Origin of the sequence: Klebsiella sp. BIGb0149 (assembly GCF_004362605.1) — a bacterium.
GTDB lineage: Bacteria > Pseudomonadota > Gammaproteobacteria > Enterobacterales > Enterobacteriaceae > Klebsiella > Klebsiella terrigena.
Genome location: NZ_SNYG01000003.1, coordinates 68,868 through 90,295 on the forward strand (window position 1 = coordinate 68,868; position 21,428 = coordinate 90,295).

Annotated in this window: 23 protein-coding genes; 7 read left to right on the top strand and 16 right to left on the bottom strand. The window is 57.2% G+C overall.

Annotation, left to right across the window (positions count from 1 at the left end; genetic code table 11):
- On the bottom strand, positions 1-237 hold the full coding sequence (locus EDF75_RS12070) for a DUF1656 domain-containing protein (RefSeq protein ID WP_133599546.1): 237 nt from the start codon (positions 235-237) through the stop codon (positions 1-3).
- A gap of 170 nt (positions 238-407) precedes the next feature.
- Between EDF75_RS12070 and slyA the strand changes: the two genes are divergently transcribed.
- Positions 408-848: a transcriptional regulator SlyA gene (slyA, locus tag EDF75_RS12075; RefSeq protein ID WP_071844932.1), complete on the top strand. Its 441-nt coding sequence runs from the start codon at positions 408-410 to the stop codon at positions 846-848.
- Positions 849-886: 38 nt separating this feature from the next.
- On the opposite strand, the gene EDF75_RS12080 is transcribed toward slyA, so the two are convergent.
- Both EDF75_RS12080 and slyB read right to left on the bottom strand, forming a co-directional pair.
- The gene (locus tag EDF75_RS12080) at positions 887-2,242 is read right to left on the bottom strand and encodes a sensor domain-containing diguanylate cyclase (protein ID WP_133599548.1); all 1,356 of its coding nucleotides are present in this window, start codon (positions 2,240-2,242) and stop codon (positions 887-889) included.
- Positions 2,243-2,466: 224 nt separating this feature from the next.
- Complete coding sequence (gene slyB / locus EDF75_RS12085) at positions 2,467-2,934, bottom strand: outer membrane lipoprotein SlyB (RefSeq protein ID WP_095103095.1); 468 nt, start codon at positions 2,932-2,934, stop codon at positions 2,467-2,469.
- A 363-nt stretch (positions 2,935-3,297) separates the two neighbouring features.
- Here slyB and anmK point away from each other — a divergent pair, with 363 nt between their 5' ends.
- The 5 genes from anmK to pdxY all read left to right on the top strand — a co-directional run bounded on the left by anmK (position 3,298) and on the right by pdxY (position 7,996).
- Complete coding sequence (gene anmK, locus EDF75_RS12090; RefSeq protein ID WP_133599550.1) at positions 3,298-4,422, top strand: anhydro-N-acetylmuramic acid kinase; 1,125 nt, start codon at positions 3,298-3,300, stop codon at positions 4,420-4,422.
- Between the two features lie 91 nt (positions 4,423-4,513).
- Positions 4,514-4,837, top strand: coding sequence for a C-type lysozyme inhibitor (gene mliC / locus EDF75_RS12095; RefSeq protein WP_041145832.1), 324 nt, complete (start codon positions 4,514-4,516; stop codon positions 4,835-4,837).
- 57 nt (positions 4,838-4,894) lie between these two features.
- Positions 4,895-5,551 (top strand): pyridoxamine 5'-phosphate oxidase, encoded by a 657-nt coding sequence (pdxH, locus tag EDF75_RS12100; protein WP_045859593.1) that lies wholly within the window; start codon positions 4,895-4,897, stop codon positions 5,549-5,551.
- Positions 5,552-5,799: 248 nt separating this feature from the next.
- Positions 5,800-7,074, top strand: coding sequence for a tyrosine--tRNA ligase (gene tyrS / locus EDF75_RS12105; protein ID WP_045858552.1), 1,275 nt, complete (start codon positions 5,800-5,802; stop codon positions 7,072-7,074).
- Positions 7,075-7,135: 61 nt separating this feature from the next.
- The gene (gene pdxY / locus EDF75_RS12110; RefSeq protein ID WP_133599552.1) at positions 7,136-7,996 is read left to right on the top strand and encodes a pyridoxal kinase PdxY; all 861 of its coding nucleotides are present in this window, start codon (positions 7,136-7,138) and stop codon (positions 7,994-7,996) included.
- A 46-nt stretch (positions 7,997-8,042) separates the two neighbouring features.
- On the opposite strand, the gene gstA is transcribed toward pdxY, so the two are convergent.
- From gstA to blr, 13 genes are all read right to left on the bottom strand, one after another.
- Positions 8,043-8,648: a glutathione transferase GstA gene (gene gstA, locus EDF75_RS12115; RefSeq protein WP_133599553.1), complete on the bottom strand. Its 606-nt coding sequence runs from the start codon at positions 8,646-8,648 to the stop codon at positions 8,043-8,045.
- 108 nt (positions 8,649-8,756) lie between these two features.
- A complete protein-coding gene (dtpA, locus tag EDF75_RS12120; protein WP_133599556.1) occupies positions 8,757-10,262 on the bottom strand; it encodes a dipeptide/tripeptide permease DtpA in 1,506 nt (501 codons plus the stop codon).
- A gap of 599 nt (positions 10,263-10,861) precedes the next feature.
- A complete protein-coding gene (gene nth / locus EDF75_RS12125) occupies positions 10,862-11,500 on the bottom strand; it encodes an endonuclease III (RefSeq protein WP_041145827.1) in 639 nt (212 codons plus the stop codon).
- Entirely contained in the window at positions 11,500-12,204 is a 705-nt protein-coding gene (locus tag EDF75_RS12130) for an electron transport complex subunit E (RefSeq protein WP_133599557.1), read from the bottom strand. Before EDF75_RS12130 ends, nth begins: the two co-directional genes overlap by 1 nt.
- A 3-nt stretch (positions 12,205-12,207) precedes the next feature.
- Entirely contained in the window at positions 12,208-12,828 is a 621-nt protein-coding gene (gene rsxG / locus EDF75_RS12135; protein WP_133599559.1) for an electron transport complex subunit RsxG, read from the bottom strand.
- Positions 12,829-12,837: 9 nt separating this feature from the next.
- Positions 12,838-13,890, bottom strand: coding sequence for an electron transport complex subunit RsxD (rsxD, locus tag EDF75_RS12140; protein ID WP_133599561.1), 1,053 nt, complete (start codon positions 13,888-13,890; stop codon positions 12,838-12,840).
- Positions 13,891-16,170, bottom strand: a complete 2,280-nt coding sequence (rsxC, locus tag EDF75_RS12145; RefSeq protein WP_133599563.1) for an electron transport complex subunit RsxC — start codon at positions 16,168-16,170, stop codon at positions 13,891-13,893.
- The gene (gene rsxB / locus EDF75_RS12150) at positions 16,163-16,741 is read right to left on the bottom strand and encodes an electron transport complex subunit RsxB (RefSeq protein WP_045858534.1); all 579 of its coding nucleotides are present in this window, start codon (positions 16,739-16,741) and stop codon (positions 16,163-16,165) included. The genes rsxC and rsxB overlap by 8 nt, the downstream gene beginning before the upstream one ends.
- 1 nt (position 16,742) lies before the next feature.
- Positions 16,743-17,324: an electron transport complex subunit RsxA gene (rsxA, locus tag EDF75_RS12155; protein ID WP_015366851.1), complete on the bottom strand. Its 582-nt coding sequence runs from the start codon at positions 17,322-17,324 to the stop codon at positions 16,743-16,745.
- Positions 17,325-17,402: 78 nt separating this feature from the next.
- Entirely contained in the window at positions 17,403-17,843 is a 441-nt protein-coding gene (locus tag EDF75_RS12160; protein WP_045858531.1) for a DUF2569 domain-containing protein, read from the bottom strand.
- Positions 17,844-17,989: 146 nt separating this feature from the next.
- Positions 17,990-18,205, bottom strand: coding sequence for a transcription modulator YdgT (gene ydgT / locus EDF75_RS12165; protein WP_041147653.1), 216 nt, complete (start codon positions 18,203-18,205; stop codon positions 17,990-17,992).
- A gap of 366 nt (positions 18,206-18,571) precedes the next feature.
- Positions 18,572-19,942, bottom strand: a complete 1,371-nt coding sequence (locus EDF75_RS12170) for a GH1 family beta-glucosidase (RefSeq protein ID WP_133599565.1) — start codon at positions 19,940-19,942, stop codon at positions 18,572-18,574.
- A gap of 116 nt (positions 19,943-20,058) precedes the next feature.
- On the bottom strand, positions 20,059-20,196 hold the full coding sequence (gene blr / locus EDF75_RS12175; protein WP_071844930.1) for a division septum protein Blr: 138 nt from the start codon (positions 20,194-20,196) through the stop codon (positions 20,059-20,061).
- A gap of 190 nt (positions 20,197-20,386) precedes the next feature.
- Between blr and EDF75_RS12180 the strand changes: the two genes are divergently transcribed.
- Complete coding sequence (locus tag EDF75_RS12180; RefSeq protein WP_133599567.1) at positions 20,387-21,427, top strand: oxidoreductase; 1,041 nt, start codon at positions 20,387-20,389, stop codon at positions 21,425-21,427.
- Position 21,428 lies beyond the last annotated feature (1 nt).

A 21,428-nucleotide genomic window follows, 5' to 3' on the forward strand; every position in this document is an offset into this window, starting at 1 on the left:
TTACCAGGCGGTCAACAGAACCAGTGCAAGACACACTGAAAGCGCAAACAGGGAGAGATCCATCAGCAGCGGGTGCCAGATGTCGCCGGCGTACATCCAGTCGCGCAGCTGACGATGCAGCACCAGCCAGAGAAAGAATCCCAGCAGGACGGCTTTAAACAAGGGAGGGAAATAGATAGAAGCGCCAAACACCAGGTCCTGGAGCGACAATCCGCAAGCGTTAAGACTCAGTTTCACAAGCAAAAATCCTTTGCCGTTGCAGGGAGAATGTCAGGTAATGCTATTATTTGCATTGTAAATCATTGTTTTCATATTAGTGAATCAGGTAATTCATTTGTTTTGATTATTTAAATGCTGCACACTATTCTAAAATCAGTATAATAACTTAGCAAGCTAATTATAAGGAGATGAAATTGGAATCGCCACTGGGTTCTGATCTGGCACGTTTAGTGCGCGTCTGGCGCGCGCTGATCGACCATCGCCTGAAACCTCTGGAGTTAACGCAGACGCACTGGGTCACGCTGCATAACATCCATCAGCTGCCGCCCGAGCAGTCGCAGATTCAGCTGGCGAAAGCCATCGGAATTGAGCAGCCCTCTTTGGTGCGTACGCTGGATCAGCTGGAGGAGAAAGGGCTCATTTCTCGCCAGACCTGCGCCAACGACCGGCGGGCGAAGCGTATTCGGTTGACGGAAAAAGCGGAGCCGCTGATCAATGAGATGGAAGAGGTTATCAGCAAAACGCGCGATGAAATTCTGGCCGGCGTCTCGACGCAAGAGGTTGAAATGCTGCTCGGTTTGATTCGCAAACTGGAACACAATATTCTGGACCTCCAGGCAAAAGATTAACCTGTCCAGGGCCTTGATCTCTCAAGGCCCTTCATCATTTACTTCTCCTCACACCACACGACGACGCGGTTGCGTCCGCCGTTTTTCGCTTCATACATTGCCGTATCTGCCCGCTTCACGCACTCCTCGGCGCTCAGGCTGCCGTCAACAGCGGTAAACACCCCGGCGCTGATCGTCATCCTTTCCGGCAGGGCGTCCTTTCGCTCGTTGACCGCGAGACGGATGCGCTCGGCGATAGCGCCGGCGTCCCCTGGACCGGTATCCACCAGCAGTAGGGCGAACTCTTCGCCGCCAATGCGGGCGGCAACGTCCTGCGGCCGGACGTTTTTTTGCAGCACGTCGGCGGTAAACTGAATGACTTTGTCCCCCTGCACGTGCCCGTAGCTATCGTTAATGCGCTTAAAGTAGTCGAGATCGCTGACAATCACCGACAGCGGCTGGGATGCCGAGGCTTTCGTCAGCTGTGCGTTGAGGGCGTCGTAGAAATAGCTGCGGTTATGCAGGCGGGTCAGCGGGTCGCGGATTGAGTTTTGGTATGACGCGAGATATTTATCGTTGGAGCGACGGTACAGCGTAAAGACATCACACAGCAGGATAAAAAACATAAATAACGTGCTGATGGCTTCGAACGTCCGCGCGTGATACCACGAATACAGCATGTCACTCTGCGGCATGAGCACCAGCAGTGTAAATATATAAGCCGAACAAAAGAATGCGCCGCTATACCAGAATATATTTTGCAATCGGCTTATATAAATTAAAAATGTCAGCGTTATTAGCCAGCTGGCGACTAAAATCCGTCCGATAAAATTATGCCAGAGCGGAGAGAACTGATGGCTGAAATTGTCGACCAGCGCGATATTCAATAGCGGATGATTGCTTGAATAAAGCCACGACAGAGTAATTATCAGCGTGGTAAAACTCAGGCAGCCCGTCAGAATAACCGCATGTACCCTTTTGGTGAGGCGCGGGCTATGGCGGAAGCGATATAAAATAATCGCGACGGTGAACAGTATTACCATCATCGCGTTGCGGAAGGTAAAGAAAATCAGCGCATCGTTGGCGTTAGGCATGGGGCCCTGGCTGCAGAGTAACCAGCCCGAGTGGCCGCTTAGTGCTCCCAGCATCAGCAGCGCCGAGCCGGCGAAGGCGCAGGCAATGGCGGTCAGGTACAGACGCTCCCGAACGCACCAGTACTTCATTATCATGAAGCAGGAAATCGTGAGATGTAATATCAATAAAAATATCGTCAGTACCGGCAATAGTACCGGGCTGGCCGTAGATGTACGACTAATTAATGAGGAGGCAAATAAATGTATCAGGCCAGTGGCAATAATACAGATAAGTAAATAGAGTAACGCCTTGTTTAATAAAGGCCGTGAGTTTATTAGCATCTTCTTCATCCCTGGGAAATAAGACGGCACGGAGCGACGTCACTGTCGCGCATGATGATATGGGGCAGGGACTATAATAAGGCCACGTGCGCGATTAATATTGCGCCAGCGCAAATCTCCGGTTGTTAACGCCGCGGCAGGCTGAATTCAAAAGGAGAAAAAGTGGGGTTAATAGATTGATATTTGGGGAATAAGGCGGCCCCGAAAGGCCGCATGAAAAAAGATTAACGCGGGGATACAGTGACCTGGCTGCCGCTGCCGGCAATCGCCACGCGCTGGCCAACGGAGAACGGGGTGCTGCCCTGTTTCTGGACCACCAGAATGGTGTTGCCGTCATCCTTACGGATTTCCAGCTCAACGCCCTGGGTTTTATTCATTGCGCCCTGGACGCCCTGGCCGGCTACGCCGCCCGCAACTGCGCCTGCTGCCGTTGCCAGCGAACGGCCCGTGCCGCCACCGATGGTGTTACCGAGGAATCCACCCAGAACTGCGCCGCCGATAGCACCGATGGCGTTGCTGTCATCGCCGCCCTGGATCTGAACCGCGCGGGTATGAACGATGGTGCCGTAAGTTACGCTCTGGACCTGTTTGGCTTCGGATGCGGAGTAAACATCACCGGAAAGGCCGCTGCTGCTCACGCAGCCCGCAAGAGTAAAACCAATCATCGAGACAGCCAAAACACGTAAAATCATTTATGAATCTCCTTCACCAAATAGCGTTCTGTTGAACTTCCATGTGGTCAATTATATGGCATTTAAGCGTCAGCTGGCATAGCTTCCACATGAACAATACAAAAAATAATAAGCACAGACGTCTTAACCGCAGCTAAACGTACGCGCTTTACGCGAAGCGCCACGTTGATAACCACGAGGCTTCGGGCTTCTCTGCTCGGGCTTTTGCGCCGTTTGAAAGCGGCTAAAACCTGATTATCTGACAGCTGGAATGATTTAAGGTTTATCCGTTTTAGTGTTAAAAAAAATTATTGTCCCATAGCAATGACCCCGTCTTTATGATGGAGTGTCGCTATACCAGAGTCATGGAATGAAGGAAGGCGTATGAAATCAGGTCGCTTTATTGGCGTAATGTCCGGCACCAGCCTGGATGGCATCGACGTTGTTCTGGCGGTAATTAATGAAAGTATTGTGGCCCAGCAGGCCAGCCTGTCTTATCCCATCCCTGTTGCTATAAAAGAAGAGATTCTGGCCATCTGTCAGGGACAGACGCTCACCTTATCGCAGCTGGGGCAGCTTGATACGCGCCTGGGGCGGCTGTTTTCCGATGCGGTGCGGGCGTTAATGCGCCAGGAGAATCTTCAGGCCTCGGAGATTGTTGCGATTGGCTGCCACGGCCAGACGGTCTGGCACGAGCCGATGGGCGATGCGCCTAATACCCTGCAGATCGGCGACAACAACCAGATTGCCGCCCATACCGGCATCACGGTGGTGGGGGATTTTCGCCGTCGCGATATGGCGCTTGGGGGCCAGGGCGCGCCGCTGGTTCCGGCCTTTCACCACGCGCTGCTGGCCCATCCGGTCGAGCGCAGGATGGTGCTAAACGTTGGCGGCATCGCCAACCTCTCGCTGCTGGCGCCCGGCCTGCCGGTACGCGGCTACGACACCGGTCCGGGCAACATGCTGATGGACGCGTGGATCTGGCGCCAGTGCGGCAAGCCGTACGATAAAGATGCGCAATGGGCCAGCGAAGGAAAGGTGCTGCTGCCGCTGCTGCAGGATATGCTCAGCGATCCGTGGTTCGCGCTGCCCGCGCCGAAGAGTACCGGTCGCGAATACTTCAACTACGGCTGGCTGGCGCGGCATCTGGCGCGCTATCCCGGCGTCAGCGCGCAGGACGTTCAGACCACCCTGACGGAGCTTACCGCGGTGACGATCGCCGAGCAGGTGCTGCTCAGCGGCGGCTGCGAGCGGCTGCTGGTGTGCGGCGGCGGGGCGCGTAATCCGCTGCTGATGGCGCGGCTGGCGGCGCTGCTGCCGGGTACGGAGGTCTCTACCACCGACGCGGCGGGGATCAGCGGTGACGATATGGAAGCGCTGGCCTTTGCGTGGCTGGCGTGGCGGACTATCTCCGGGCTGCCCGGCAACCTGCCGTCGGTGACCGGCGCCAGTGAAGCCTCCATCCTTGGCGCTATTTTCCCGGCGAATGCGCCACAGAATCAGAGTTAACTGAACTCGCTCTATTTTATTAACCGGTAAACTGGATGAAGTGAGTGGAGGGTCAACGCCCTCCTGGACCGGGAAAGTCGAAGGCAACCAAATGAAAAAAATCCTTATCGCAGTGATCCCTTTTATGCTCGCAGGCTGCAGCTATTACAATCAGTTTGCCGAGCGCATGCAGACCGATACGCTGGAGTATCAGTGCGATCAGAAACCGCTGACCGTTCATCTCAATAACGTCCGCCAGCAGGTGAGCTTCATTTACGATAACCAGCAGCTGAATCTGCAGCAGGGGCTCTCGGCGTCGGGGGCTCGCTACACCGACGGCGTATACGTCTTCTGGTCAAAAGGCGACGGCGCTACCGTCTACAAGCACGACCGCGTGGTGCTGGAAAACTGCCAGCTGCAAACCGCCAAACGTTGAGATTTCCGTCCCGGGGGCGCACAATAACGCCACCCGAAGACTCTTTTCTCAATGGCCATGTCAGACAACGACGAATTGCAGCAAATCGCGCATCTGCGCCGAGAGTATACCCGTGGCGGCCTGCGTCGCCACGATCTTCCCGCTGAACCGCTGACGCTGTTTGAGCGCTGGCTCCGACAGGCCTGCGATGCCCGCCTGGCCGACCCCACGGCGATGGTGGTGGCCACCGTTGATGACAGCGGCCAGCCCTACCAGCGCATCGTGCTGCTAAAGCACTATGACGAAAAGGGGCTGGTGTTTTATACCAACCTCGGGAGCCGCAAGGCGCACCAGATCGAAAAAAATCCCCGCGTCAGCCTGCTGTTTCCGTGGCATATGCTGGAGCGCCAGGTGATGGTCACCGGCAAAGCTGAACGTCTGTCGACGCTGGAAGTGGTGAAGTACTTCCACAGCCGCCCGCGTGATAGCCAGATCGGCGCCTGGGTCTCACAGCAGTCGAGCCGTATTTCTGCCCGCGGCATCCTTGAAAGCAAATTCCTTGAGCTGAAGCAAAAGTTCCAGCAGGGCGAAGTGCCGCTGCCGAGCTTCTGGGGCGGGTTCCGCGTCAACATCGAGCAGATGGAGTTCTGGCAGGGCGGCGAGCATCGTCTGCACGATCGTTTTCTGTACCAGCGGCAAAACGAAGGCTGGCAAATCGACCGTCTGGCGCCATAAAGGACGCAAAATGTTGTTTTAAGCGCTGGTGCTACGTTCCCCGGCGCTTTATTCTATAGGCTTCATTTTTCACGCTGCATCGTAGCCATCCGTGCCTGCTCGCTCCGGTAGCTTACCCGCGTAAGCGCCAGAGGATCCCCACGCTTGCTGCTGCGATGCCGCCTGAATCATTTTGTGCAGTATTTTTTCGCGTCTGGCGAAAAGTCGTGTACCGGCAAAGGTGCAGTCGTTTATAGATGGAGAATTTGATGGCAAGCAGTAACTTGATTAAACAATTGCAAGAGCGGGGGCTGGTAGCCCAGGTGACGGACGAGGAAGCGTTAGCAGAGCGACTGGCGCAAGGCCCGATCGCGCTCTATTGCGGCTTCGATCCTACCGCCGACAGCTTGCATTTGGGGCATCTTGTTCCATTGTTATGCCTGAAACGCTTCCAGCAGGCAGGCCATAAGCCTGTGGCGCTGGTGGGTGGCGCGACCGGTCTGATTGGTGACCCGAGCTTTAAAGCCGCCGAGCGTAAACTGAACACCGAAGACACGGTGCAGGAGTGGGTTGATAAAATTCGCAAACAGGTCGCGCCTTTCCTCGACTTTGACTGCGGTGACAACTCGGCTATTGCCGCGAATAACTACGACTGGTTTGGCGGCATGAACGTGCTGACCTTCCTGCGTGATATCGGCAAGCATTTCTCCGTTAATCAGATGATCAATAAAGAAGCGGTTAAGCAGCGTCTGAACCGTGACGATCAGGGCATCTCCTTTACCGAGTTCTCCTACAACCTGCTGCAGGGCTATGACTTCGCGTGCCTGAACGAACTGCACGGGGTTGCGCTGCAAATCGGTGGTTCGGATCAGTGGGGTAACATTACCTCCGGTATCGACCTGACCCGTCGCCTGCATCAGAACCAGGTATTTGGCCTGACCGTTCCGCTGATCACCAAAGCGGACGGCACCAAGTTCGGTAAGACCGAAGGCGGCGCGGTATGGCTGGATCCGAAGAAAACCAGTCCGTACAAATTCTATCAGTTCTGGATCAACACCGCGGATGCCGACGTCTATCGCTTCCTGAAGTTCTTCACCTTTATGGAAATTGACGAGATCAATGCCCTCGAGGAAGAAGACAAGAACAGCGGTAAGGCGCCGCGCGCGCAGTACGTGCTGGCGGAACTGGTTACGCGTCTGGTTCACGGTGAAGAGGGCCTGATCGCCGCTAAGCGCATTACCGAGAGCCTGTTTAACGGCAACCTGAGCGAGCTGAGCGAAGCGGACTTCGAGCAGCTGGCGCAGGACGGCGTGCCGATGATTGAAATGGAACAGGGTGCCGACCTGATGCAGGCGCTGGTGGATTCCGAGCTGCAGCCGTCCCGTGGCCAGGCGCGTAAAACCATCGCCTCCAACGCGGTGACCATCAACGGTGAAAAACAGGCCGACCCGGAGTACGTCTTCGGCGATGGCGACCGCCTGTTTGGTCGCTATACTTTACTGCGCCGCGGTAAGAAAAATTACTGTCTGGTCTGCTGGAAGTAATTGCGTAAAGGCAGGGGCGTGGGAAACCACGCCCCTTATTTTTTGCTGTCAGGTATCCAAGATGAAGAATATCCTCGCCATCCAGTCCCACGTTGTGTTTGGCCATGCCGGCAATAGCGCCGCCGAGTTTCCAATGCGCCGCCTTGGCGCCAACGTCTGGCCCCTCAACACCGTGCAGTTCTCAAACCATACCCAGTACGGTAAATGGACCGGCTGCGTTATGCCGCCGGCGCACCTGAGCGAAATCGTACAGGGCATCGCTGATATTAATCAGCTTCAGCGCTGCGACGCGGTGCTCAGCGGCTATCTGGGATCGGCGGAACAGGGCGAACATATTCTCGGGATTGTTCGTCAGGTGAAAGCGGCCAATCCGGCGGCAAAGTATTTTTGCGATCCGGTGATGGGCCATCCTGAAAAGGGCTGTATCGTCGCGCCGGGCGTGGCCGAGTTTCACGTGCGCCACGCGCTGCCTGCCAGCGACATTATCGCGCCGAACCTGCTGGAGCTGGAAATTCTCTGCGAGCATTCGGTGGCGAACGTCAGCGAAGCGGTAGCCGCCGCGCGGGAGCTGATTGCTCAGGGGCCGGAAGTGGTGCTGGTGAAGCATCTGTCGCGCGCCGGGATTAGCATGGATCGTTTTGAAATGCTGCTGGTGACGCGTGACGAAGCCTGGCATATCAGCCGTCCGCTGGTGGACTTTGGTCTGCGTCAACCGGTAGGCGTCGGGGATGTGACCAGCGGCCTGCTGCTGGTGAAGCTGCTGCAGGGAGCCAGCCTGCGCGATGCGCTGGAGCACGTAACCGCTGCGGTATACGAAATTATGCTGGCGACTAAAGGAATGCAGGAGTATGAGCTGCAGGTCGTGGCGGCGCAGGATCGCATTGCGCAGCCGGAGCATCTCTTCAGCGCCACGCAGCTCTAGGCACCGATAGCCTGCCCGGAATCGCGTCCGGGCAGGGACATCAATCTTACTTCAGACCTTCCGCTTCCAGCGCGGCCGCCACCGACGGGCGCGCGGCGATGTGCTTCATCCACGCCCCGATATGACGATAGCCTTCCATATTCAGCTTCACCGCGTACGCCCAGCGCAGTACGGTAAACAGGTAGCCATCGGCGATGGTGAAGCGATGGCCGTTGAGCCACTGCTTATCCTGCAGCGATTCGTCAATATACTGCAGCTTCTTCTCCAGCTGCGCGCGCGCCGTCGGTTTGTAATCCTCCGGCGTATCCGGACGAAACAGCGGGGTGAAGCCTTTGTGCAGCTCGGTAGCAACGTAGTTGAGCCATTCCAGAGTCTGGTAGCGGGCAACGGTGCCCACCGGAGCCAGCAGCTGCCGGTCCGGGACGCGGTCGGCAATGTACTGCATAATCGCCACCCCTTCCGTCAGCAGCAGTTCGTCGTCAAGCAGCAGCGCCGGAACCTGGCCTTTCGGGTTAATCAGCAGGTAATCCTCCCCGTTTTCAAGGCGTTTTTTCATCAGGTCAACGCCCTGTAAGGTGAAGTCCAGTCCGCTTTCGCGCAGGGCGATATGCGAAGCAAGAGAACAGGCGCCGGGTTTGTAGAACAGTTTCATCGGTAACTCCTCGTAGCTGCAGTTTTCTGTATGTTAGTCCGCCCACGGGCAAAAAAAAAGCCGCTAACGGCAGGTTAGCGGCTAAATTAAAGGGTTTTCCCGACGCGATTAGGCGGTTGCTGTCTCGCGCTCTTTCGCGACGCTATCGTCGTCCAGAGTCATACGATTCAGCTTCGGCGCCGTCAGCAGCATCAGCGCGGCGATAACGGCCGTCACGATACCAATCTGCATGAAGACGTGGCCGTAAACGTTCAGAGAGACCAGCGGGTCGGTCACGTTTTCCGGAACGGCCATCAGGTTAGCAATCTTACCGGCAATAATTGCTGCACCCGCGGTGGTCAGGAACCAGCTGCCCATGATGAAGCCCATCAGACGCTGCGGAACCAGCTGAGCAACCATGGCCAGGCCGAGGCCGGAAATCATCAGCTCACCGATACTCTGCAGCGCGTAGCTCAGGATCAGCCAGTTTACCGACACGATACCGGCATCGCTGGCGAACTTGGTGCCCAGCGGCAGCACCAGGAATGCGCCAGAGCACAGGATCATCCCGATAGCGAACTTGTGCGGCATCGGCAGACGGTCGCCCATCTTGTTATAGATGGCGGCCAGAATCGGGCTACCGACCATGATCCAGAACGGGTTCAGCGCCTGGAACTGCTCCGGCTGGAAGCTGATGCCCATAATGGCGTGCTCAACGTTGCGGATGGCGAAGAAGTTCAGAGAAGTCGGCATCTGGCTGTAAAGGACGAAGAAGACGATCGCCTGCACCATCAGAATGAAGGCGACAATCATCTTACGACGCGCGGCACCCTTCAGGGCGATAGCTTCTTTGGCGAAGATGATGACGATACCCAGCGCGACCACGCCCAGAACCATACGGGCGATGCCCTGGTTGTGCAGCAGCCAGGTAGCAATCACCACCAGGATAACCACGCCCACGATAGTCGCCAGCAGTTTGCCGTAATGAACCGGCGCGAAGTCGGGTTTAGAACCGTAGTTTTTCACCCATTTCTTGCAGAACATAAAGTTCACCAGCGTAATCAGCATGCCGACAAAGCTCAGGGAGAAGGCGATACTCCAGCCGAACTTCGCTGCCAGCCACGGGGTCGCCAGCATCGAGAAGAACGAACCGATGTTGATGGACATATAGTACATGGTAAATGCACCGTCCAGACGCGGGTCGTCTTTCTCATAGCAGGTAGAGAGCAGGGAGGACGGGTTCGCCTTAAACAGGCCGTTACCGACGGCGATAGTCGCCATACCCATATAAACGATAGCGGCGTCGTGGCCGGAGTACGCGACCAGCGCGTAGCCGATAGCCAGGACGATAGTCCCCAGCATAATGACGCGCTTGGTGCCGAGCACTTTATCGCCCAGCCAGCCGCCGATAGCCACGAGGCCGTAGACCAGCGCGCTGAAGGAGGAGAAGAGTGTAATAGAATCCGCTTCTGACATACCCAGCTGTTTGACCAGGTAAACGGCCATGATCCCTTGCAGGCCGTAATAACCAAAACGCTCCCATAATTCGATCGAGAAGATCAGATAGAACGACTTCGGCTGCTTGAAAGCGTTCAAACTCACGCTTTCTGCTGGTTTATTGTTTGCAGTTGACACATATACCTCTTTTTTTACATCCCATATTAACGGGGGGTGTTCGGGGCGCAATCTTCGATGACCGCCGCCTTTATAGTTATTCTGGAGGGAAAACGGCAGGTAATGTTCACTATCCTGACCGTTCAGGCAATACCTTTGTAATAAACTGTTACACATAACCAACGCATTATAATACGCCAGTCATTCAAATGTTATGCAGAGTTAAACTTCACCAATTTGCTATTGGTGATATTTTTATCTGTCCGCATCCGCGAGATGGCGGATAAAGGCGATATATTCTGCTGATTAGCCTTGAACCCAGTGATATAGGCCATAATCCTAAAAAATGATGGGTTATTCTCCTGGTCAGCAGGGCTCCGCTATTGCAATTGCTGGCTTTTGTTATCAAATGAGCAACAACAAATTAACATTAAGTTGCGCAGATGATCTGGATCACAAATGTATAGAAATTTTTTCTTCGTAAAAAATGATTAACCTGGCTGGGCGTTATATAAGCAGATGATCGGCCTGTTAACTGGCGAAATTATGGCGAAAGTGGCAGGGATGAAAGGGTATGAGCAGAACCATTACCCCAGGCAGGGTAATGGTATTATCGATTTTCAGGCAGCGTAGACTTTTTCTTTGAACTCGCAGAGGTCTTCGATCAGGCAGGAGCCGCAGCGCGGCTTGCGGGCAATGCAGGTGTAGCGCCCGTGGAGAATTAGCCAGTGGTGGCAGTCCACCTTAAACTCGGCGGGAACCACCTTCAGCAGCTTCTCTTCAACCTGCTCGACGTTCTTGCCGGGGGCAAATTGCGTCCGGTTGCACACGCGGAAAATATGCGTATCGACCGCAATCGTCGGCCAGCCGAAGGCGGTATTGAGCACCACGTTGGCGGTTTTGCGCCCGACGCCGGGCAGCGCTTCCAGCGCGGCTCTGTCCTCCGGAACTTCGCCATTATGCTGCTCCAGCAGGATCCGGCAGGTCTTAATCACGTTTTCGGCCTTGCTGTTAAACAGGCCGATGGTTTTGATATATGACTTAACCCCGTCGACGCCAAGGTCGAGCATCGCCGCCGGGGTATTGGCCACCGGATAGAGCTTTGCTGTCGCCTTATTGACGCTGACGTCGGTCGCCTGCGCCGAGAGCAGCACCGAGATCAGCAGCTCAAACGGCGAGCTGAAGTTGAGCTCGGTGGTGGGATGCGGATCGTTATCCCGCAGGCGGGTCAGAATTTCCAGACGTTTGCTCTTATTCATCAGGCTTTCCCTGCGGCATCAGAGGGCGCGACGACCGGGGCTTCGGCGATTGCCGCCTGGGCCTTACGCTGTTTGCCGCGCTCATCAATAAGATATTTGACCGCCAGCATCATTCCGAGACCGATAAACGCCCCCGGCGGCAGCATCGCCAGCAGGAACGGGGTGTCGGTATGGAAGACTTCGATGCGCAGCGCTTTCGCCCAGCCGCCGAGCAGGCTATCGGCGCCGTCAAACAGCGTACCGTTGCCAATGATCTCCCGCAGCGAGCCGAGGACAAACATGGCGCAGGTAGCCCCCATGCCAATCGCGAAACCATCCAGCGCCGAGAGGGCCGGGCCCTTTTTCGCCGCGAAGGCCTCGGCGCGACCGACGACAATACAGTTGGTCACAATCAGCGGGATAAAAATCCCCAGCGACTGGTAGAGGCCGTAGGCGTAGGCGTTAATCAGCATCTGCACGACGCTCACCACCGAGGCGATGATCATCACGTAAATGGGAATACGGATTTCGGCCGGCGTCCAGCGGCGCAGGCTGGAGATAGTCAGGTTGGTGAGGGTCAGCACCAGGGTGGTGGCCAGCCCTAGCCCCAGCGCATTGGTGGCGGTCGAGGTCACGGCAAGCAGAGGGCACATCCCCAGCAGCTGAACCAGCGCGGAGTTGTTTTTCCACAATCCCTGGACAATAACGTCTTTTACTTCGCTCATGCTCTAGTCTCCGCAGGCGGTGAATTCGGGAATCTGCGCTGGCAGCGTTTGTGCGTACAGGCCAGCGCGCTTAACCGCGTTGACGACCGCGCGCGGCGTAATGGTCGCACCGGTAAACTGGTCAAAATCGCCGCCGTCTTTTTTAACCGCCCAATGGCTGTCGCTCTGCCCATGAATAACTTTGCCGGCAAAATAGGTGATCCAGTCAGAAAGACGCAGCTCAATTTTATCCCCGAGGCCCGGCGTTTCGTGATGCTCGGTGACCCGAGTGCCGAGGACGGTGCCTTTAAAATCTGCGGCGACCAGCAGCTGAATCGCCCCGGAGTAGCCGTCCGGCGCGGTGGTTTCCATGACCGCGCCCACCGGAATGTCGTTATTTTTAGCGATCCAGACCTTATGCTGTCCTTTGCCCAGCGCCGGGGCGGAGGCCAGATAGCAGCTCTTCAGCAGATCGTTATTATACAGCTCTGCCGGCAGTACCTGGTCAAAAAGCGCCTTTTGCTGTCGGGACGCCTGATCTTCAATCGTCGATTTGGTCAGCTCATTGATAGCCGCCGTCAGGCCGGTGGAGCCGGCGGCGAAAAGTGCCAGCGTGATGCCGTGTTTGCGCATGCTTTTTAACATGACGGGTCCTCAGCGGTGGCCGTACACGCGGGGGCGCGTGTAGTAATCAATCAACGGAACGGTAATGTTCGCCAGCAGCACGGCGAAGGCTACGCCGTCAGGATAGCCGCCGAAGCTGCGAATCAGCCACACCAGCAGGCCAGCCAGCGCGCCGAAAATAAGGCGCCCGCGGTTGGTGGTGGAGGCGGTTACCGGATCCGTCAGAATAAAGAACGCGCCGAGCATGGTGGCGCCGGACAGCAGATGTATCTGCGGCGCGGCCAGGCTCTGCGGCGAGAAAAACCAGCCGAGCGTGGAGCAGACGGCCAGGCTCAGCAGGAAGCTGAGCGGAATATGCCAGCGAATCGTCTTCTGCCACAGCAGGAACAGCCCGCCGACCAGATAAGCGATATTCACCCACTGCCAGCCAAGCCCTGCCAGAGCGCCGCCAAAAATCGGGTACTGGAGGATCTCCTGCACCTTATGGCCGGCGTGCAGGGAGGTTTTAAAGGTGTCCAGCGGCGTGGCCTGGCTGATACCGTCGATCCCGAGGCGCAGGGCGTTCATATCGCCACCGGCGGCGGTGTGGCCGGTGAAAATGACCCGCAGCGCGTCGGTAAAGCCTGGAATGTGGGCCGCAATCTCCTGCGGCGGTAGCCAGGAGGTCATCTGCACCGGGAAGGAGATCAGTAGCACCACGTAGCCAATCATGGCCGGGTTAAAGGGGTTATGTCCCAGCCCGCCGTACAGCTGCTTGGCGATGATCACGGCAAAGGCGGTACCGAGGACGACCATCCACCAGGGCGCCAGGGGCGGAATGCTGACGGCCAGCAGCAGGCCGGTCAGCAGCGCAGAGTTGTCGGCCAGAATAGCGGCAACATTCTGCTTGCGCAGCTTGAGGATAGCGGCTTCGGTTCCCCAGGCGGTTAAGGCGGCGAGAATAAGCTGCAGCACGGTGCCCCAGCCGAAAAACCAGGTCTGCACCACGATGCCGGGCACGGCGGCGAGCAGCACCAGCAGCATAATCCGCGAGGTCTGACGCTGGTTGTGGGTATAGGGAGAGCTTGCGATTCTGAAAACCATTTAATCCTCGTTAACTGCCTGCCGGGATGCTTTCCTGGCCTGAACTCGGGCGATTGCTTCTGCGACTGCAGCCTTGCGCGCATCGTCATTGGCGGCGGACCCTACGTCGTCCGCCTGCTGCTGTTCGGCCTTGCGGGCCTTAGCGCGGGCGATAGCGGCCTCTACCGCGGCCTTACGCGGATCGACGGCTTCGGCTTCCGGGGCGGCAGTAGTGACCTCAGCCTGCTGCTGTTCGGTCTTGCGGGCCTTAGCGCGGGCGATGGCGGCCTCTACCGCGGCCTTACGCGGATCGACGGCTTCGGCTTCCGGGGCGGCGGTGACAACCTCAGCCTGCTGCTGTTCGGCCTTGCGGGCCTTGGCGCGGGCGATGGCGGCCTCTACCGCGGCCTTACGCGGATCGACGGCTTCGGCTTCCGGGGCGGCGGTGACGACCTCAGCCTGCTGCTGTTCGGCCTTGCGGGCCTTGGCGCGGGCGATGGCGGCTTCTACCGCGGCCTTACGCGGGTCGACGGCTTCGGCTTCCGGGGCGACAGTAGTGACCTCCGCCTGCTGCTGCTCGGCCTTGCGGGCCTTAGCGCGGGCGATGGCGGCCTCTACCGCGGCCTTGCGCGGGTCGAGACCTGCGCCAGCCGACGCCTCGGGAGCGGACTCAGCCAGTTCGTTTTTACGGGCGCGCGCCTGCGCTTTACGCGCTTCGCGCGCGGCGATGGCTTCACTATTATCCGGCTTAGCGCCCGCCTGAACGACGATCGGCTGCGCCGCGTCCTGCTGTTTTTCCCGCACGCGGGCGAGGGCGGCGTTAATCGCCGCGCTATCCTTGGCGGCGGGCTGCACGGCAGACTGTTTATGCCGCTCGAGGCGCGCGGCCTTATCGCGCTCCAGACGCGCCTGGCGGGCTTCAAAACGGGCTTTGGCTTCCGCCGCGCGCTTCTCTTCCAGACGAATTTCCGCGATCTCGGCCTTCTCCTGACGGAAGTACTGCACCAGCGGAATATTGCTCGGGCAGACCCAGGCGCAGGCGCCGCACTCAATGCAGTCTGCGAGGTTGTGGGTGGTGGCCTTGTCGTGCTGCTGGCCTTTGCTAAACCAGTACAGCTGCTGCGGCAGCAGATCGGCAGGGCAGGCATCGGCGCAGGCGCTACAGCGAATGCAGCCCTTTTCCTCTTCCGCCTCGCCCATTTCGCTGGCCGACGGGGCCAGCAGGCAGTTGGTAATTTTGACCACCGGCACGTCGAGCCACGGGAGGGTAAAGCCCATCAGCGGGCCGCCCATAATCACCATCGGCTCAGCGCTGGGGCAGAAACCGGCATCATCCAAAAGATGGCGCACCGGCGTGCCCAGCCGGGCCCAGACGTTGCCCGGGCGCGAAACCGCTTCCCCGGTTAAGGTCACCACCCGCTCGGTCAGCGGTTCGCCGTCGATCACCGCGCGTTTAACCGCGTAGGCGGTACCGACGTTTTGCATCAGGATCCCGATATCGGAAGAGCGGCCGCCGTGGGGCACCTGCTTACCGGTGAGGATCTGCGTCAGCTGCTTAGCGCCGCCGGAGGGATATTTGGTTGGGATCACGCGCAGGGAGATGCCGTGCGCATCGCTCAGTACCGCACGCAGCATGGAGATTGCCTGCGGCTTGTTGTCTTCAATGCCGATCAGCACCTGGCTTGGCTGTAAAATATGGGCCAGGATGCGAATGCCGTCGATAATCTGCGCCGCACAGTCCTGCATCAGACGATCGTCGGCGGTAATGTAGGGCTCGCATTCGGCGGCGTTAATAATCAGGGTGTCGATTTTGTCGCCGCCGCCGCGCAGCTTGATGCCGGTCGGGAAGCCGGCGCCGCCCAGCCCGGCCACGCCGAACTGGTGGATACGCTCGATAAGCTCTTCGCGGGATTTGCTCTGGTAGTCGCTCCAGCCGTCGCGTTCAATCCAGCGGTCTTCGCCATCGGCGTCAATGATAACGCTCATCTCCGCCAGCGCGGAGGGATGCGCCGTCGAATGCGGAGCGATGGCGCTGACGATACCCGACGTCGGGGCGTGAACGGGCAGCATTTTTCCCCAGCCGCGGGTAAGAGGCTGGCCGCGCAGAACGCGATCGCCGGGCTGCACGCAAAGCTCGCCCTCTGCGCCAATATGCTGCTTAAGCGGAATAACAAACTGCTGCGCGAGGGAGACCTGGCGCAGCGGCGTACCGTTTGACTGGGTTTTCATCTCCGGAGGATGAATTCCGCCGTTGAAATCCCAGATCTTGTCTTTTTTGAACGCGGAAAATAGCTTAAACATGTTGTTCCACAGGAATGATGCGCACCGGGATGGTGTGTAGATCCCATTTCCAGGTTTCAGTGGTCGCCGCAACCGGAACCATCTCTATACACTGCGTCGGGCAGGGCGCGACGCAAAGGTTACAGCCGGTACAGAGGTCGCTCATCACCGTATGCATCGCACGGGTCGCGCCGACGATGGCGTCAACGGGGCAGGCCTGGATGCATTTCGTGCAGCCAATACAGTTCTTTTCGTCGATGACCGCCAGCATACGCGCGGGCTCAGCCTGCTGAGCATCGCCGTCAGCAGGCTGCGGGTCGACGTTCAGCAGGGTGGCAATTTTTAACATTACCGCTTCGCCGCCGGGGGCGCAGCGGTTGATTTTCTCGCCCTGCAGGCCTACCGCTTCCGCATAGGGGCGGCAGCCGGGGTAGCCGCACTGGCCGCACTGGCTTTGCGGGAGAAGTTCGTCGATCTTTTCAACGACCGGATCGTCCTCTACCTCAAAGCGGCGGGAGGCGTAACCCAAAATTAAGCCGAAAATCAGCCCGAGAAGGCTGATCGCAACGACGGCTATCCAGACAGCGCTCATATTACAACTTCACCAAACCACTAAAGCCCATAAATGCCAGCGACATTAAACCTGCGGTCACCAGCGCAATGGCGTTGCCGCGAAACGGCGCCGGGACGTCCGCAACCACCAGACGCTCGCGAATGGCGGCAAACAGCACCATCACCAGAGAGAAGCCGACCGCCGCCGCAAAACCGTACAGCGCGGACTGCAAAAAATTGTGCCCAAGGTTAATATTCAGCAGCGCTACGCCGAGCACGGCGCAGTTGGTGGTGATCAGCGGCAGGAAGATACCCAGCAGGCGGTAGAGCGCCGGGCTGGTTTTGCGCACCACCATTTCGGTGAACTGCACGACCACCGCAATGACCAGAATAAAGGCCAGCGTGCGTAAATAGACCAGATTCAGCGGAATAAGAATCCAGGTATCAATCAACCAGGCGCAGATAGAGGCCAGCGTCATCACAAAAGTGGTGGCCAGCCCCATTCCCATGGCGGTCTCCAGCTTTTTGGACACCCCCATAAACGGACACAGCCCAAGAAACTTCACCAGCACGAAGTTGTTGACGAGGACGGTACCAACAAAGAGCAGTAAATAATCAGCCATCAATTCGACCTGAAACGGAAAAAGCCGCCTATTATCGAATAAAACGATACCGGCGACAACAGGTTAACTGTGGGGTTATTACGGATTAACAAAGGTCCGTTTAACCCGTTCGGAGCGCTTGAAGTAAGGAACCAGCAGCGCGGCAGCAAGAAGAGGGAACAGCAGCTGGCGCAGGGCCAGAACGTCCGATATTGGCGAAAAGGCAAAGGCCTTAATCGCCAGCAGCAGGGAGATCAGCAGCCAGATAATATAGTGCTTCGGCACCACCTTCCGCCGTTTGAAAAAGGCCAGCGTCAGCCACAGGGTGTAGTACCACATGGCGACGGCGAACAGCAGGGATGCGATCCACAGAATAAGATTCCCGGCGCTCATTGCGCTCAGCAAGGAGAACGTTTGGGGCGCCATGAGCGCGTTGGCAAAGATAAGCAGCGATAGCGAAGCGCTTAACAGCGCAACCAGTAGCCACGCAAGCGGCCCCAGCAGCCATCCGCCAATTCGTTCTGCAGAGTCAGAGGACATACTTTCTCCCGGATTTAACGCCAGTGAAATACCCGTTGAGCGTCAGGCTGCGCGCGCTTGCCCGGCGGGTCGGCGCTCAACCTGTTCAGGTACGGATCAAAATCAAGGGCGGGAGTATAAGCAACTGGCGTGCTTCAGAACAGTTTTTATTGCACGTAACGCCAGACGGACTTAGGAACCTGGCCAATATCGAACAGTTTACCGCCAGAAACCAGCTCGGCCCGGCGATGGTCAGCGGCGCGGTACATATTAACAATCTCTTCGTTATCGGTCAGGGAGTAGTTAAGGTGGTCAAAAAGCTTTTCCAGACTTTCCAGCGAGCTGATTTTACGAAATTTTAATAAATAGTCCTGAACGGTCATTTGCGTATCCATTTTATAATCGGAATAAATATGAGCCTGTCCCATTAGGTTATTTGATTGGCCATTTTAGCCCAGGGTCGTGCTCGCATCCTCACGCACTTCGCGCGCGCTGCGGTTGCTCCACGCTCCCGGTATCACAAACAGCGGCACCGTTACCCGGCGGGATCGCCTCTAAGTCGAATATTACCAACTTTCAGTAAACCTGCTCTAAACCAGCGGCACCTTATTAATTAACGCTGCCTGGGCGGAATTATTTCGGTTGTAAATACTAAAGACAAGAACTGATTACATTCCTGGTGTAGTAACAAGAAATTTAAGAATATTCTAGCGCTGAATCAGGCGCCGGACGGCGCCTGGAGGAGAAGATTAACGCTGTTGGCCGCGGCTGGCAATAACGTTTTGATACCAAAAATAGCTCTTTTTCCGTTTGCGGGCGAGCCCCTGCTGATGGTCGACAAAAACGAAGCCGTACTGTTTCTGATAGCCGTTCAGCCAGCTCAGCAGATCGATAAATGACCAGGGATAATAGCCGCGCACGTCGGCCCCGGCGTCGATCGCCTTCTCCAGCGCACTGATGTGGGCGCTGAGGTAGTCGATACGCGGATCGTCGACTATTTCGCCGTCAATAATTGGGTCTTTGGCGCCCAGGCCGTTTTCGGTGATGTAAATCGGAATATCACCGTAGCGCTCTTTGATCATCATAATGCCGTCCGTTAACCCCTGGGGCCAAATTTCCCAGCCCCATTCGGTATAGGTGCTTTGCGGATTACGCACGAAGTGGAACAGGCCCTCAACGCCAGGCTCGCCGCCGCTTAATCCTTCCTGCGGATGGGCTGAAACGGTTTCGCGGCGATAGTAGTTCAGGCCGATAAAATCGCTGTGGTTTTCACGCAGCAGCGCGTCATCGCCGGGGGCAAAGCGCGGAACGCCCCACAGCGCCTGGGTTTGCTGCAGCAGCCCTTCGGGATAGGTGCCTTTTAACACCGGATCGTACAGCCAGTGGGTATGGATAGCGTCAGCCAGCTCGGTCGCCTGGCGGTCCTCTTCGCTATCGGTGAGCGGCGTATGCGGCTGCAGAACGTTGACGAAACCAATCTCGCCCTTAATACCCATTTCACGAAACGCTTTAATCGCCATCGCGTGGGCCACAAAGACGTGGTGACAGGCCTGAATGGCGCGGGCCGGATCGCGTACCGCCGGCGGATGGCAGCCGTTAATGTAGCCATGACCAATAAAAACGATGGTCTCGTTAAAGGTGGCCCACAGCTTGACCCGTGAACCGAAACGCGCGTAGCACAGGCGCGCGTATTCGGCGAAAGCCTCCGCCGTGCTGCGGGCTTCCCAGCCGCCCTCATCCTGCAGCGCCTGCGGCAGATCCCAGTGGTACAGAGTGATCATCGGCTCGATATTGTGCGCCAGCAGCTCGTCGATCAGATCGCTATAAAACTGAACGCCGGCTTCATTGACCTCGCCGCGGCCGCCGGGCAGCAGGCGCGGCCAGGAGATGGAAAAACGGTAGCTCTGCAGGCCCATTTCGGCCATTAGCGCGACGTCTTCGCGAAAGCGGTGGTAGTGATCGACGGCGACGTCGCCGTTGGTCCCCTGGAAGGTGGCGCCCGGCTGGTGAGAGTAGATGTCCCAGATCGACGGCCCTTTGCCGTCGGCATCGTGGCCGCCCTCAACCTGATAGGCTGCGGTAGCGGCGCCCCAAAGAAAATTTTGCGCAAATGCGGCCATGAGAAAAACTCCTTAGCAAATGATAAGGAGAGTGTAATGAAGGGGTACACAGATATGCAACCGGTTTCAGAAACCGGTTGCATACTTGCGAAGCGGGTCACTCTTTAGCGTTAACGCTATTTTGTCTGCACAACATTAGCGGGAGGCGGGGATTGGTAGTTATCAATGTGATGCGCGATAACCAAAAGCAGGGCCGAAACGCCAAGAACAACCCAACCTATAAGCTCTACAATTCTGCTGAAAACGGCTGCCATAATTCTGCTATTGAAAGTTAAAACAGAGCTAAATGTTACTAAATGCCGCAAACAACGCAAGTATTAGCTGGCGAAGTTTTCACGATTGGTGCAAGAGTGAGCGGTCGACGATGCATAAGCAAAGCTAATAAGACATTTGGGTCTTATAGTTATGGTGAACCCCCGAACTTTTCGCCAGAGAGGTGGCAAGATGAGTGACAATATTCGCGTCGCAATAATCGGCTACGGGTACGCCAGTAAAACGTTCCATGCGCCGCTGATCGGCGGTACGCCGGGAATGACCCTTGCCGCGGTGTCGAGTAGCGATGAAGCTAAGGTGCGGAACGATTGGCCAACGGTGCCGGTTGTGGCCGAACCCCGCCAGCTGTTAGACGACCCCAACATCGACCTGATCGTGATCCCTACGCCGAACGATACCCACTTTCCGCTGGCAAAAGCCGCGCTGGAGGCGGGAAAGCATGTGGTGGTGGATAAACCCTTTACCGTGACACTGTCACAGGCCCGCGAGCTGGATGCCGTTGCCAGGAGCCGGGGACGGCTGCTGTCGGTGTTCCACAACCGCCGCTGGGACAGCGATTTTTTAACCGTTAAATCATTGATTCACGAAGGTCTGCTGGGGGAAGTCTGCTATTTCGAATCGCACTTCGACCGCTATCGTCCCCAGATACGCGACCGCTGGCGGGAGCGGGGCGGCCCGGGAAGCGGGATCTGGTTCGATCTTGGCCCCCACCTTCTCGATCAGGCGATCGGCCTGTTTGGCCTGCCGGTCAGCATGACCGTTGACCTCGCCCAGCTGCGCCCGGGGGCGCAGTCTACCGACTATTTCCATGCGGTGCTGGTTTACCCGCAGCGTCGGGTGATCCTGCACGCTACTCTGCTGGCGGCGGCGGAAACGGCGCGCTTTATCGTGCACGGATCGCGGGGAAGCTATATCAAATACGGTCTCGACCCGCAGGAAGAGCGGCTAAAAAACGGCGAGCGCCTTCCGCAGGAGGACTGGGGATACGATATGCGCGATGGCATTCTGACGCGCGTTGACGGGGAGGAGCGCAGCGAGGAGAGCTGGCTAACGCTGCCCGGTCATTATCCAGCGTACTATGCTGCCATCCGCGATGCGCTAAACGGGAATGGCGAGAATCCGGTACCGGCGAGTCAGGCTATTCAGATTATGGAGCTGATTGAGCTGGGGATTGAATCAGCAAAGCATCGGGCCACGCTCTGCCTGATTTAAG

What these genes read in the sequence shown, in the direction of transcription:
- blr (WP_071844930.1), bottom strand. Translation starts at nt 20,196, where the DNA reads ATGGCAGCCGTTTTCAGCAGAATTGTAGAGCTTATAGGTTGGGTTGTT.
- EDF75_RS12180 (WP_133599567.1), top strand. Translation starts at nt 20,387, where the DNA reads ATGAGTGACAATATTCGCGTCGCAATAATCGGCTACGGGTACGCCAGT.
- nth (WP_041145827.1), bottom strand. Translation starts at nt 11,500, where the DNA reads ATGAATAAGAGCAAACGTCTGGAAATTCTGACCCGCCTGCGGGATAAC.
- rsxA (WP_015366851.1), bottom strand. Translation starts at nt 17,324, where the DNA reads ATGGCTGATTATTTACTGCTCTTTGTTGGTACCGTCCTCGTCAACAAC.
- pdxY (WP_133599552.1), top strand. Translation starts at nt 7,136, where the DNA reads ATGAAGAATATCCTCGCCATCCAGTCCCACGTTGTGTTTGGCCATGCC.
- rsxD (WP_133599561.1), bottom strand. Translation starts at nt 13,890, where the DNA reads ATGGTTTTCAGAATCGCAAGCTCTCCCTATACCCACAACCAGCGTCAG.
- tyrS (WP_045858552.1), top strand. Translation starts at nt 5,800, where the DNA reads ATGGCAAGCAGTAACTTGATTAAACAATTGCAAGAGCGGGGGCTGGTA.
- slyA (WP_071844932.1), top strand. Translation starts at nt 408, where the DNA reads ATGAAATTGGAATCGCCACTGGGTTCTGATCTGGCACGTTTAGTGCGC.
- EDF75_RS12130 (WP_133599557.1), bottom strand. Translation starts at nt 12,204, where the DNA reads ATGAGCGAAGTAAAAGACGTTATTGTCCAGGGATTGTGGAAAAACAAC.
- mliC (WP_041145832.1), top strand. Translation starts at nt 4,514, where the DNA reads ATGAAAAAAATCCTTATCGCAGTGATCCCTTTTATGCTCGCAGGCTGC.
- EDF75_RS12080 (WP_133599548.1), bottom strand. Translation starts at nt 2,242, where the DNA reads ATGCTAATAAACTCACGGCCTTTATTAAACAAGGCGTTACTCTATTTA.
- ydgT (WP_041147653.1), bottom strand. Translation starts at nt 18,205, where the DNA reads ATGACCGTTCAGGACTATTTATTAAAATTTCGTAAAATCAGCTCGCTG.
- gstA (WP_133599553.1), bottom strand. Translation starts at nt 8,648, where the DNA reads ATGAAACTGTTCTACAAACCCGGCGCCTGTTCTCTTGCTTCGCATATC.
- EDF75_RS12160 (WP_045858531.1), bottom strand. Translation starts at nt 17,843, where the DNA reads ATGTCCTCTGACTCTGCAGAACGAATTGGCGGATGGCTGCTGGGGCCG.
- rsxB (WP_045858534.1), bottom strand. Translation starts at nt 16,741, where the DNA reads ATGAGCGCTGTCTGGATAGCCGTCGTTGCGATCAGCCTTCTCGGGCTG.
- EDF75_RS12170 (WP_133599565.1), bottom strand. Translation starts at nt 19,942, where the DNA reads ATGGCCGCATTTGCGCAAAATTTTCTTTGGGGCGCCGCTACCGCAGCC.
- anmK (WP_133599550.1), top strand. Translation starts at nt 3,298, where the DNA reads ATGAAATCAGGTCGCTTTATTGGCGTAATGTCCGGCACCAGCCTGGAT.
- pdxH (WP_045859593.1), top strand. Translation starts at nt 4,895, where the DNA reads ATGTCAGACAACGACGAATTGCAGCAAATCGCGCATCTGCGCCGAGAG.
- rsxC (WP_133599563.1), bottom strand. Translation starts at nt 16,170, where the DNA reads ATGTTTAAGCTATTTTCCGCGTTCAAAAAAGACAAGATCTGGGATTTC.
- slyB (WP_095103095.1), bottom strand. Translation starts at nt 2,934, where the DNA reads ATGATTTTACGTGTTTTGGCTGTCTCGATGATTGGTTTTACTCTTGCG.
- rsxG (WP_133599559.1), bottom strand. Translation starts at nt 12,828, where the DNA reads ATGTTAAAAAGCATGCGCAAACACGGCATCACGCTGGCACTTTTCGCC.